Raw genomic sequence first — 11,672 nt, 5'->3', positions numbered from 1 at the left:
GAGACAACTATCACCATCGCAAACATCGACATATATGCGAACATCAATGAATGTGCGGCGCGAGGTCGACCCGGCTGCTGCTGGTAGAGGACGACGCGGAGCTGAGCGACATGGTCACCGAGACGCTGGTCGACGAGGGATATCTCGTCGACCAGGCCCCCGATGGCCAGCGCGGCCTGCACCTCGGGCTGACCCGTCCGTACGACGTCATGGTCATCGACCGGCTGCTGCCCGCTCTCGACGGCCTGAACCTGGTCACCAAGCTGCGTGCCCGGGCCGTACCGGCCCGGGCGCTGATGCTGACCGCCCTCGGTACCGTCAACGACCGGATCGCCGGCCTCGACGCGGGCGCGGACGACTACCTGGTCAAGCCCTTCGACCTCGACGAACTGAGCGCCCGGATCCGGGCACTGTGCCGCCGCACGTCGGACTCCACCGACGTGCTGCGGATCGGCGCCGGCATACTCGACCTGTCGCTGCGCGACGCCGTACTACCCGACGGCACCCGGGTGGCGCTCTCCGCGCGGGAGTTCGAGCTGCTGCGGGTGCTCGCGGCGCGGCCCAACACCGTGCACTCCCGCTCCGAACTGCGCCGGCGGGTCTTTGACGAGGCCGCGGCGGCATCCATCGTGGACACCTACGTCTACTATCTGCGCCGCAAGCTCGGCCGGACCGCGATCCGGACGGTACACGGCCTCGGCTACCGGCTGGGGATGCTGTGATCCCCGCCCAGACGATCGAGCAACTCATCGTCCGGCGGGCACGCCTGCGGATCGGCCTGCTGGTGGGGCTCGCCATCGGGACGCTGCTCGCGCTCGTCGGCGGCATCTCCTACGCCGTGCTGTTCCAGAGCCAGCAGAGCCAGATCCAGCGCGAACTCGCCTGGGGCGCGGAACACGGGAAGATCGCCGGGCCACCCGCCTGTAGCTGGATCATCCTCTACGACGGCGGCAGGCTCGACACCGGAGTCAACCCGCCGCCGCCGGGGTTCCCCCTGCGCGATGCCATCGCCACGGTCGCGACAACCCGCACGGCGGAGACGACCGAGGTCCATGCCGACGGCACCGTCTACCACGTACGCACCCAGCCACGCGGTGACGGTGTCGTCCAGGTGGTGTTCGACGCCCGGTTCCAGCTCGCCGACCGTCGACACCTGCTCACGGCATTCCTCCTCGCGGCCGCGGTCGGCCTGGTGGCCGCGATCCTCACCGGTACCGTCGTGGGCCGCCGGGCCGTCGCACCCCTCGCGGACGCGCTCGGCCGGCAGCGGCGCTTCGTCGCCGACGCCAGCCACGAACTGCGTACGCCGATCGCCCAGGTCCACGTACGCGCCCAGATGCTGGCCCGTCGGGCCGACCGGGAGGGCTCCGACGCCGACCGCCGCGACCTGGACCGGCTGGTCGGCACCACCCGCCGGCTCGGCGAGATCGTCGACGAGCTGCTGCTCTCGGCCCGACTCGCGGCCGTGCCGGCCGACCTGCCACCGACCGGACCGGTCGACCTGACGGCGCTCGTCGTCGAGGCGCTCGCGAGCGAGTCCGACCGGGCCGACGAACGCCAGGTGACCCTGGCGCTGTCGGTACCCGACGGGCCGGTGCAGGTGTCCGGCGTCGAATCGGCCCTGCGTCGGGTGGTCTGCGAGCTGCTGGCGAACGCGCTGGCCCACACCCCGCCCGGCGGCCGTGTGGAGCTGACCGTGCGCGAGGACGACCACGGCCGGGTCGCCGAACTCGTCGTCGAGGACACCGGGGACGGCTTCGACCCCGCCGACACGGAACGTCTCTTCGACCGCTTCCACCGCGGCGCGGGTGCCGGCGACCGCAACTTCGGCCTGGGCCTGGCACTGCTGCGCGAGGTGGTGACCTGTCATCGGGGCACGATCACCGCGGCGAGCCGGCCCCACGAGGGTGCCACCTTCGTCGTGCGACTCCCGACGATCCGGCCCGCACACCCCGGACGAGACGGACGAGCCTCCGGTCGAGGAGAAAGGCAATCCGGGGGTACGCGTCCCCGCCCTCTCCAGTCGGTCGAATCCGGCCCGTCGCCGTCGGGATCGCCGCCCCCGGTGCCCGCCGAGAGGCTGACCAGGGGCGGGTGAGCATCCGGCGCGGGTCGGGGAAATGGACGCGACGCCGTACGTCGTCCCACACACGCGGAAAGGGCACCGCGAGCGCGGTGCCCTTTCACTGGCGGAAGAACTACTCGGCCACGGTGACGATCCGGCGACGCCGGGCCACCAGGAACAGCACCGCCCCGAGGGCCAGCACGCCGGCACCGATGCCGACCACGACACCGGCCTTCGCGCCGGTGACCGGGAGGCCACCGCCACCCCCGCCGCTGCCGACGTTGATCACCAACTTCGCCACGTTGTTGTCCGGGTTGACCTCGGTCGGTCCCGACCCGGGCCGGACGGTGAGCGTGCCGTCGTCACCCGGGGTCGAGATGATCCGGAGCTTGATCGTCGTCTTGACACCGCCGTAGCCGGAGGCCGTCGCCGGCCACTCGCTCTCGGTGCTGCAGTTCACCGTCGGCAGTTCGTCGACCGGGTGGCCTCCGCCGTCCTGGAAGTAGCACCACGGGCCGTCACCGTCTTCGCCGCGCACCAGGACCGTGCCGGAGGGTGCGACGAACGTCCAGCCGCCGGAGCCGTCGGACGGGCCGTTGTTGACCACCGTGTAGGGCACCTCGACGGTCTCGCCGATCGCACCGCTCACCGGGGTCGTCGTCACGGCGAAGTCGTGCTTGTTCGGCTTGGACCAGAAGTCGTACCAGGCGACGTTGTCGTTGGTGTCGGCCTCGCGCAGCGCCTTCGACTTCGTCGCCGGCTTGAGCGCCGCCACCGCGTCGGCGAACGACTTGCCCTTGCCCTTGCGCGCCGTCCGCAGGCCCTCCTCGGAGTCGAGGTCGTCGAGCAGGCCGACCTCGACCGAGCCGTCGAGCTTGGCCGGGCCCCGCAGGTTCTTGCCGAAGGTGGCGTGGAAGAGCGCGTCGCCTGTCTCCGGGTCGTGCAGAAGGAAGCCCTGGTCGACCGGGATCTCCAACGGCGCCACGCAGGTGACCTCACCGGGACCGTAGACGTATCCCTCGGGACGGGTGCCGGGCCAGGTCTGGCGGTAGGTGCAGTCCTCGTACTCCTCGACGAAGGTCGCGCCCGTGGTGAGTTGGAGGCGCACGAAGAAGCCCTCGGCCGTGCTGTCGCCCTCGTTGAAGAAGCCGCCCTTGATGGGCAGGATGTCGCCCGGTCCGGCTGGCTTCTCCGGCGTGTTGAGGTTCTCGGCGACCGCTACCAGGTCGGCGCCGGTCGCCACGATGTTGATGGCGAGTTCAGCGGTCCCGGTGTGAACCGTTCCGTCGGCCGCGGTGCCCTTGATGGTGCCCTTGACCGAACCGGCGGGGCCGGTTGCCGCGCGCGGCGTACTCGCGAGCGTGAACGGGTAGAGGAACTCTTCCGTCTCCGGCTGCAGGTCGTTCACCGTGCACGTGACGGTCTTGCCGCTCTGGGTGCAGTTCTCGGCGTACTCGTCAATGCTGACCTTGACGTCGCGCAGCCCGCTCAGGTCGAAGGTGGCGGTCACCCCCGCCGCACCGGCGTCGCCGTTGTTGTAGGCCCACACGTGGATGGTCGTACCGGTGCTGTCGATGTCGACCGCGTCGTTGCCGTAGTGCAGGCTCAGGCCGGGGGCCGCCGCGGCTGCCGGTGAGACTATCGAGACGCTGGCGAATGCGGCGACCACGATCGTGGCGGCGCCCGCTGCCAGGCGGAGGCGTAGGGAGGACATGAGCGAGGAACATACAGGCTCAGGCGTCGTTCGGGTCGCCACGGTTCAGGCTGTGACGGCGGTACCAGGGGCGTCCGGCCGGAAAGGACTCATACAACGAACCGTTCGGCTGATGATCGAAGAAGTGGTACCCGACGGTGCAGGGACCTGCCACCCACCCGGCCGGGTCGGGGACGCGCTGACCCTCTGGTACGACGAACCTGCCGTCGACTGGCAGACCCAGGCGCTGCCGATCGGCAACGGCGCGCTGGGTGCGATGGTCGCCCCGTCCCGGGCCGGCTCGCTGCCGGCGAACCTCCAGGGCGTGTGGAGGCAGCCGGAATCGTCGGCGGCGACGCCGCGTTCCGTCGGGAGCTCCGGAGCGCGCTGGAGCGGCTGGATCCCGGCATCCGGGTCGGCTCCTGGGACAGCTCCAGGAGTGGAAGGCCGACCTGGACAACCCGGGCGACCAGCACCGGCACGTGTCGCACCTGTTCGCCCTGCATCCGGAGGCGCAGATCTCCGCGCTCAGGGACCCCGCGCTGGCGGCCGCCGCGAAGATCTCGCTGAACGCGCGCGGCGACGGCGGCACCGGCTGATCGACACCAGGTGGTCCGGCGGCGCCGCGACCGAGATCGCCGTCGCCGCCGGCCGGGACGGCGCGGTCACCCTGCGCAGCCGCTGGTCAGGCTCGGCTGCTCCGGTCGGCGCGTGACATGATTGCGCCCATGGGGAAGCAGCAGGATGTCGGCGGGTCCGACGGCCACACCGGGTCGAGTGCCACCGCCCACGCGGCGTCGGACGGGAGCCCCGACGAACGGCTCGCCCTCGCGCAGGATCCCGCAACGCCCCAGATGACCCTCTTCGACCTGGCGTCCGACCCGTCGGCCCTGGTCCGAAAGGCGGTCGCGGCCCGGACCGACGCACCCGCACAGGCACTGCGACCGCTGACCCGGGACCACGATCGTCAGGTCCGGGAGGCCGTGGCGAGAAATCCCTCGACGTCCGTCGGCAACCTGCTGCGCCTGGTCAAGGACGCCGACCGGTGGATCCGCTGGGCGGTTGCCGGCAACCCGGCCTGCGACGAGTCGGTTCGCCGGGTGATGTCGGAGGCACCCGACAAGGAACTGCGGGGGCTCCTCGCGGAGACCCGCGAACTGGAACCCGAGCTGGCCGCCAAGCTCGTCGACGACGTGTCACCAGAGGTACGGGAACGACTCGCCACCCACACCCACGACCCCGACGTGATCACCGCGCTGATGGCCGATCGCACGGCACGCGTACGCAAGGGGGTCGCCCGCAACCCCCGGACCACCGCCGAGCAGCGGAGCGCGCTCGCCCAGGACCCGGTGGTCGACGTCCGGGTGGCGCTCGTCCGCGCCCTCGAGTTGGCCGACGCGGACCTGGAGCGCCTGGTCGACGACCGTTCGGTGCACGTCCGGCTGGCGATGGCGACGTCCGACGTCGTTCCGCCCCGGATCCGGCGGGTACTCGAGCACGATCCCGACGATGCGGTGGCCGCCGCGGCGCGCGACTTCCATTCGGCCTCTGGTAAATCCCCGGTGGTACGGACGCCACGCGTCGGCCACCGTCGCTCCGGAACCAGCCCGGGTCGGCCGGGCGGCGCCAGGCGCTGAGACCGGCGACGGCTCGGCACCGGCCACGCCCGTCACGTCTACATCCGTAGACCTCCTCGACCAGGGTTGTCTACGATCGTAGAGGTGACCAGGGACGCATCGGATGGTAATGGCGGTTCACCCGCGCGACGGCGCGACGCCAGCGCCACCCGAGAGGCGATCCTCAACTCCGCGATGGCCGCGTTCACCCGAGCCGGTTACGACGGCGCCGGAGTGCGGGACATAGCCGGAGCCGCAGGCGTGACCGCGATGCTGGTCAACCGCTATTTCGGGTCGAAGGAGCAACTCTTCGCCGAGGTCGTGGAGCGGACCTTCGCGCCCCCTACGGTGGTCGCCGACGACCTTTCCACGCTGGGCGAGCGACTCGCGGCCACCCTGGTCGCACGGACCGCGTCCGAGGCCGAAGAGCCCGACCCGTTCCTGCTGATGCTGCGGTCGGCGGCCAACCCTCGGGCCGCGGAGATCATCCGAGCCGGGGTCCGGAACCATGCCGGCCGCCACCTGGCCGACCTGCTGCCCGGTCGGGACGCCGCCCAACGCGCGGAGCTGCTGCTGTCCCTGATCGCCGGGGTGCGGCTGATGCGCGAGGTCATCAACACCGACGGGTTGAGCGAGGCGGATCCCGCCGCACTCGGCCGGCACCTGCGGGACCTCGTACAGGTCATCGTCGCCCCGCCAGCCGATCCGGATGCCGACGGCGTCGTCGCCGATGCCCGCCCGACCGCTACGGCCTGACCGGCGGAGCGGGGGCGCGGGTCCGTCGATCGCCCGGATCAACGGCCGTCGAACTGGCCCGCGGTGTTGAGGTACGTGAGGACGGCGAGGACGCGGCGGTGGCCGCTGTCGCTCACGGCGAGGCCGAGCTTGGCGAAGATGTTGCCGATGTGCTTGTGTACGGCGTTGTCGGTGATGACGAGCTGGCCGGCGATGGTGCCGTTGTCGTGTCCCTGTGCCATCAGTGCGAGTACCTCGCGTTCCCGAGGGGTGAGGGCGGCGATCGGATCGCCGGCGCGTTGGACGAGTTGCGCGATGACCTCGGGGTCCATCGCGGTACCACCGGCGGCGACGCGGCGCAGCGCGTCGACGAACTCGTCCACCCGGCTGACGCGGTCCTTGAGGAGGTAGCCCACGCCGCCGCCGGTGGTGGAGAGCAGTTCGGCGGCGTACTGCTGCTCGACGTACTGCGACAGCACCAGGACCGGCAGGCCGGGGTGCTCTCGACGGGCCTGCAGGGCGGCTCGGATGCCCTCGTCGCGAAACGACGGCGGCAGCCGAACGTCGACGATGGTGACGTCGGGCCGATGGTCCCGCACCGCGGCGAGGAAGCCGGCCCCGTCGTCGACGATGGCGGCGATCTCGAAGCCCACCCGGTTGAGCAGCAGTTCCAGCCCGGTGGACAGCAGCACGTTGTCCTCGGCGATCACGACCCGCACAGCAGCTCCATGGTGATGGTCGTCGGCCCGCCGGCCGGGCTGTCGATCTCGACGGTGCCGTCGAGCGCGAGCACCCGGCCACGGATGCCGGCGAGGCCGGTGCCCAGCCGATCGTCGGCGCCGCCGGTGCCGTTGTCGGTGACCACCACCGACAACCGGTCGGCCGCGCGGCTCACTCGTACGCTGGCCGTCGTCGCCCGACTGTGCCTGGTGACGTTGGTGAGTGCCTCGGCGACGGCGAAGTAGACGACGGCCTCCACGGCCGCCGGTACCCGTTCGATGTCGCCGATGTTCAGTCGGGTCGGTACGCCGCAGCGGGCGGTCACGGCGGTCAGGGCCCCGACGAGGCCGCGATCGGCGAGGATCGGCGGGTAGACGGTTCGGATCACCCCGCGAAGCTCGGTCATCGCCTCTTCGGTTCCCTCGTGCGCGTCCCGAAGGAGTTCCGCCAGGAACTGCTCGTTCCGGGGATTGTCGGACAACACCTGCCGGGCCACGGCCAGCCGCATCGCGATGGCCACCAGTCGGGCCTGGGTGCCGTCGTGCAGGTCACGTTCGATCCGGCGCAACTCCGCACCGTGCGCGTCGAGCACGTCCGCCCGGGTGCGGGTCAACACGGCGACCCGGTCGGCGAGCTGTTCGGCCGTCGAGTGCGACAGCACGGCCAGGCAGATCCGGGCGTGTACGCGAGCCATCATCGGGAAACACAGGTACGCCAGCGTGGTGAGCAGGATGATCTGCAGTGGACCGAGGGTGAGAGCGGTCGCCCAGCCGGTCACCGGAACGTCAACGAACGGCCGCGGACGATCCTCCGGTTCGAACGCCCACCACAGCGCTGTGGCGACCGCCGCGGGCAGGAGGTTCCCCACGCACAGCAGCGCGGTCAGGCCGAACGCTACCCCGGTTATGGCGTTCACCGGCAGCCAGAGCAGGTCGCGGCCCGTGGACGGACCGGCCCAGGCTCGGCGACCCGCCGCGCGCGGGGCAGGACGCGATGCCATCGGCGTCCCGAGCAGGCGGGTCGCGCGATCATGGTGCCAGTCGGCCCAGAGCCGGGCGAGCCGCGGAACGCACAGCAGCGGCAACGCGAGCACCGTGGCGATCCCGGAGGCCAGTGACACCAGGAGGTAACCACCGCTGCGCCGCACCCGCGCCCACCGTCGGCCCGACGTCACAGGGGGCCCGTCCGCCACTCCGCGGGGGCGGCGTCCCTTCGCGTTCCCGACACGGCGTCGAGTCTGCCAGGCGACCGCCGCCGGCAGCACTACAGCCAGCTGTACCTCGGATCGGGTGGTACGGGGTAGCGGTCCGCGCCGATCTGGTCCGTAGCGTCGGACGGCATGGCCAATGCTGTGCGGCGCCGCACGTCCGCTGACTATTCGATCCGTTTGGGTTCCGTGTCGAAAACGTACGGATCGTCCAAGAGTGCGGTGCGGGCGCTGGATGCCGTGAGCATCGAGTTGCTCCGCGGCACGTTCACCGCCGTGATGGGCCCCTCCGGCTCCGGTAAGAGCACCTTTCTCAACTGCGCGGCCGGCTTGGACCGGCCGACCTCGGGTTCGGTCTGGCTGGGCGACGTCGAACTGTCCCGCCTCGGCGAGGTCGAGCTCACCGAGGTGCGACGTCAGCGGATCGGCTTCGTCTTCCAGGCCTACAACCTGCTCGGCTCGCTGACCGTGGAGGAGAACGTCACGCTGCCGCTGCGGCTGGCGGACCGGAGGATCGACCGACCGTTTCTCCGCGAGGTGCTCACCGCGGTCGGCCTCGGCGAGCACGGCGGGCGGCGGCCGAGCGAACTCTCCGGCGGTCAGCAGCAGCGGGTCGCGATCGCCCGCGCGCTGATCACGCATCCGGAGGTGGTGGTCGCGGACGAGCCGACCGGTGCGCTGGACACCCGCTCCAGCAGGCAGGTCCTGGAACTGCTGCGGCACGTCGTGGACGACATGCGGCAGACGGTGCTGATGGTCACCCACGACCCGGTCGCCGCCTCGTACGCCGACTCGGTGGTGTTCCTGGCCGACGGCAGGCTCGCGGGTGAGCTGACCCGACCCACTCCGGAGCAGGTCGCGGCGCGCATGACACACCTGGGCGAGTGGTGATCCGCAGCATCCGGCGGCTGGTCCGCCTCGTGGTGCCGTTGCCCAAGGACCTGTCCCTGGCGTGGAGCACGATCAGGGGTCGCAGCGGCGGTTTCGTCGGCTCCTTCATCGCGATCGCCACGGGCTCGGCGGTGATCACCGCCTGCGGGATCCTGCTGATGTCCGGCCTCGGCACCGGCGTGGCCCCGGAGCGCTACTCGGGCGCGGCGGTGGTCCTCGGGGCGCAGCAGTCCTTCCGGCTGGACGAGAGCTCCGAAGTCCGCTACACCGAGCGTGTCACGCTGCCCGCCGAAAAGGTTGCCGCCGTCGCCGCGGTACCCGGCGTCCAGTCCGCCATCGGCGACGTCAACGTCGAGGTCAGCCTGCTCACCCCGGACGGTGACGCGGTGCGCGGCCCGGACGACTTCCCGGTACTCGGGCACGGCTGGTCCGCCGCGGCGCTCGCGCCGTTCCGGGTACGCGAGGGTCACCTGCCCTCGGCGCCGGACGAAGTCGTCCTCGACGCCGACCTCGCCGCGCGCGGCGGCGTGTCGCTCGGCACGACGGTACGGCTCGTGGTCGGCTCGATCCCGTCCTCCTACCGCGTGGTGGGGATCGCCAGCGCGCCCGGAGACGGGTTGGACCGGCAGTCGGCCGTGTTCTTCACCGACGACCAGGCGACCAGGCTGTCCGGCCGCCCGGACCGGGTGGACGCCATCGGTGTGCTCGCCGCGCCCGGCGTCGCCCCGCACGGGCTGGCCGAGCGCATCGCGGCCGCCGTGCCGGGCCTGGTGGCCCACACCGGCGCGGGACGCGGTGACGTGGAGTTCCTGGATGTGGGCGACACCCGCAGCCTGGTGGTGGAGACGGCGGCGTCGTTCGGCGGCATCATGGTCCTGATCGTGGTGTTCGTGGTGGCGAGTACGCTCGCGCTGTCGGTGCGGCAGCGCAGGCGCGAACTGGCCCTGCTGCGCGCCATCGGCGCGACCCCCAGGCAGATCCACTGGATGATCAATGCCGAGACGACGCTGGTGTCGTCGGTGGCCTCCCTGGTCGGCGCGATCCCCGGCGTGGCGCTCGCGTTCGTGATGCGCGGCGTGTTCGTCCTGGCCGGTGCGATGCCCCCGGATTTCCAGATGCGGGTGGGGTTCCTGCCCGTCCTCGCCTCGATGGTGTTGTGCATGGTCAGCGCCCGACTCGCCGGCTGGCTGGTCGCGCGCCGGGTGGCCAGGGTCAGCCCGGTCGAGGCACTCGGGGACGCCGCCGTCGAGCCCAGGAAGCTCGGCTGGGTCCGACTGACCATCGGCGTTCTGCTCATCCCGCTCGGACTGCTGTTGACCTTGGGCAACGTGGCGTTGCCGGGAGACTCGGCCGCCGACACCTCGGCCGGCGCGGTTCTGTTGTTCGTCGTGGTGGTCGGGTGTCTCGGACCCCTGCTGCTCAACGGCGCCGTCGTGCTGTTCGGCCGGCTCCTGACCCGGAGGTCCACGGCCAGCGGCTTCCTCGCCCAGTCCAACGCGCGGGCCAACTGGCGGCGGCTCAGTGCGGCCACCACACCGCTGGCCATGGGTGTGGCCCTGGCCGCCGTGCAGGTGTTCGGCGCCGCCACGACGATCGCGGGGGCGCGGCACCAGCAGGGCGACGGGCTGCGGGCCGACCACGTGCTGACCGCGTCGTCCGGCGCCGGGATCTCCCCGGAGGTCGTGGACGCCGTACGCGGCGTTCCCGGGGTCGCCGTGGCGACGCCGGTGGCGCGGCTGCAGGTGCTGCTGACGTTCCCGTCCGAGGACAGCACCGCGACCAAGGTCTTCGCCGCCCAGGGCGTCGCGCCCGAACGGCTCTCCGAAACCATGGACCTCGCGGTGATCCGGGGCGACATCGCCGGCCTGCGGGGCGAGACGGTGGCGCTGAGCCGGGTCGTCGCGGAGACCGTCCGTGCGGAGGTCGGTGGGACGACCGAACTCCGCCTCGGCGACGGCACGATGATCAAGCCCCGGGTCGTGGCGATCTACGAGAACGGCCTGGGCTTCGGGGACGTCACCCTGCCCAACGACCTCGTCGTCGCCCACACCTCCGCGCAGGTCGACATCGCGGTGCTGATCAGGTCCGTGGACGGCACCGACCCGAAGGTGCTCTCCGACGCGCTGGACGGCGCCGTCGAGCGCTACCCGACGGTCCGGGTGGGCGACCGGGAAACGTTCCTGGCCGCGCCCGGGGGCGGCGGATCGGGTGGCTGGGCGCTCAACCTGCTGTTCCAGACCGTGCTGCTGGGTTACATCGCCATCGCCGTGGTCAACACCCTGGTGATGGCGACGACGGCGCGGGTTCGCGAGTTCGCGATGCTGCGACTCCTCGGCGCCAGCCGGGGCCAGGTCCGCGCGATGATGAACGGCGAGGCCAGGATCGTGGTCTTCTCGGCGCTGCTGTTCGGTCTGCTGGCGACGATCCCGCCGCTGATCGGCATGAGCCTCGGACTGACGAGGTCGCCCGTGCCCAGCATCTCCCTCGTCGGGCTCGTCGCGATCGTGGCGCTGACCACCTCGCTCTCCTGGGGTGCGATCAGGATTGCCACCCGATTCGCGATGCGGGCCGCTCCGGTCGACGCGATCGGCGGCCGGGAGTGAGGACGTCCCGGCCGGCACTACGGGGGCCTCCGCACCGCCCTCACCCACACGTCCACGTACTCGCCGCAGCCCTCGACCACGACCTCCGCACCAGCGCAGGAATCTCCGCTAGCATTGCCGGGTTCTGAGGCGGCTGCTGAAA

General features: G+C 71.5%; 10 protein-coding genes and 1 pseudogene. 8 read left to right on the top strand and 3 right to left on the bottom strand.

All coding sequences use genetic code 11. The annotated features are described in order from the left end of the window. Positions 1 to 50 precede the first annotated feature (50 nt). Both I0C86_RS30200 and I0C86_RS30195 read left to right on the top strand, forming a co-directional pair. Positions 51 to 722: a response regulator transcription factor gene (locus I0C86_RS30200; RefSeq protein WP_196204707.1), complete on the top strand. Its 672-nt coding sequence runs from the start codon at positions 51 to 53 to the stop codon at positions 720 to 722. Further along, positions 719 to 2,098, top strand: coding sequence for a sensor histidine kinase (locus I0C86_RS30195; protein ID WP_323373937.1), 1,380 nt, complete (start codon positions 719 to 721; stop codon positions 2,096 to 2,098). The genes I0C86_RS30200 and I0C86_RS30195 overlap by 4 nt, the downstream gene beginning before the upstream one ends. Before the next feature lie 100 nt (positions 2,099 to 2,198). Here I0C86_RS30195 and I0C86_RS30190 read toward each other — a convergent pair whose 3' ends face one another. After that, entirely contained in the window at positions 2,199 to 3,779 is a 1,581-nt protein-coding gene (locus I0C86_RS30190) for a hypothetical protein (RefSeq protein ID WP_196204706.1), read from the bottom strand. On the opposite strand from I0C86_RS30190, the pseudogene I0C86_RS45615 reads away from it, so the two are divergent. The 4 genes and pseudogenes from I0C86_RS45615 to I0C86_RS30175 form a co-directional block, all read left to right on the top strand. Continuing rightward, positions 3,778 to 4,044, top strand: a pseudogene (locus I0C86_RS45615) (glycoside hydrolase N-terminal domain-containing protein); the annotation flags it as partial. The gene I0C86_RS30190 and the pseudogene I0C86_RS45615 sit on opposite strands and share 2 nt — an antisense overlap. 196 nt (positions 4,045 to 4,240) lie before the next feature. Continuing rightward, on the top strand, positions 4,241 to 4,357 hold the full coding sequence (locus I0C86_RS45610) for a glycosyl hydrolase family 95 catalytic domain-containing protein (protein ID WP_407676367.1): 117 nt from the start codon (positions 4,241 to 4,243) through the stop codon (positions 4,355 to 4,357). Between the two features lie 129 nt (positions 4,358 to 4,486). Beyond that, positions 4,487 to 5,395: a hypothetical protein gene (locus I0C86_RS30180; protein ID WP_196204704.1), complete on the top strand. Its 909-nt coding sequence runs from the start codon at positions 4,487 to 4,489 to the stop codon at positions 5,393 to 5,395. 84 nt (positions 5,396 to 5,479) lie between these two features. Then, positions 5,480 to 6,130 (top strand): TetR/AcrR family transcriptional regulator, encoded by a 651-nt coding sequence (locus tag I0C86_RS30175; RefSeq protein WP_323373936.1) that lies wholly within the window; start codon positions 5,480 to 5,482, stop codon positions 6,128 to 6,130. Positions 6,131 to 6,168: 38 nt separating this feature from the next. On the opposite strand, the gene I0C86_RS30170 is transcribed toward I0C86_RS30175, so the two are convergent. Both I0C86_RS30170 and I0C86_RS30165 read right to left on the bottom strand, forming a co-directional pair. Then, a complete protein-coding gene (locus tag I0C86_RS30170) occupies positions 6,169 to 6,828 on the bottom strand; it encodes a response regulator (RefSeq protein ID WP_196204703.1) in 660 nt (219 codons plus the stop codon). After that, positions 6,816 to 7,976: a sensor histidine kinase gene (locus tag I0C86_RS30165; RefSeq protein WP_323373935.1), complete on the bottom strand. Its 1,161-nt coding sequence runs from the start codon at positions 7,974 to 7,976 to the stop codon at positions 6,816 to 6,818. Before I0C86_RS30165 ends, I0C86_RS30170 begins: the two co-directional genes overlap by 13 nt. A 192-nt stretch (positions 7,977 to 8,168) precedes the next feature. On the opposite strand from I0C86_RS30165, the gene I0C86_RS30160 reads away from it, so the two are divergent. Both I0C86_RS30160 and I0C86_RS30155 read left to right on the top strand, forming a co-directional pair. Further along, a complete protein-coding gene (locus I0C86_RS30160; RefSeq protein WP_196204701.1) occupies positions 8,169 to 8,927 on the top strand; it encodes an ABC transporter ATP-binding protein in 759 nt (252 codons plus the stop codon). Further along, positions 8,921 to 11,530, top strand: coding sequence for an ABC transporter permease (locus tag I0C86_RS30155; protein WP_196204700.1), 2,610 nt, complete (start codon positions 8,921 to 8,923; stop codon positions 11,528 to 11,530). The genes I0C86_RS30160 and I0C86_RS30155 overlap by 7 nt, the downstream gene beginning before the upstream one ends. Positions 11,531 to 11,672 lie beyond the last annotated feature (142 nt).

The sequence above is a fragment of the Plantactinospora alkalitolerans genome (genome assembly GCF_015690345.1).
Classification (GTDB): domain Bacteria; phylum Actinomycetota; class Actinomycetes; order Mycobacteriales; family Micromonosporaceae; genus Plantactinospora; species Plantactinospora alkalitolerans.
This window is presented reverse-complemented; position numbering and strand designations above follow the sequence as displayed.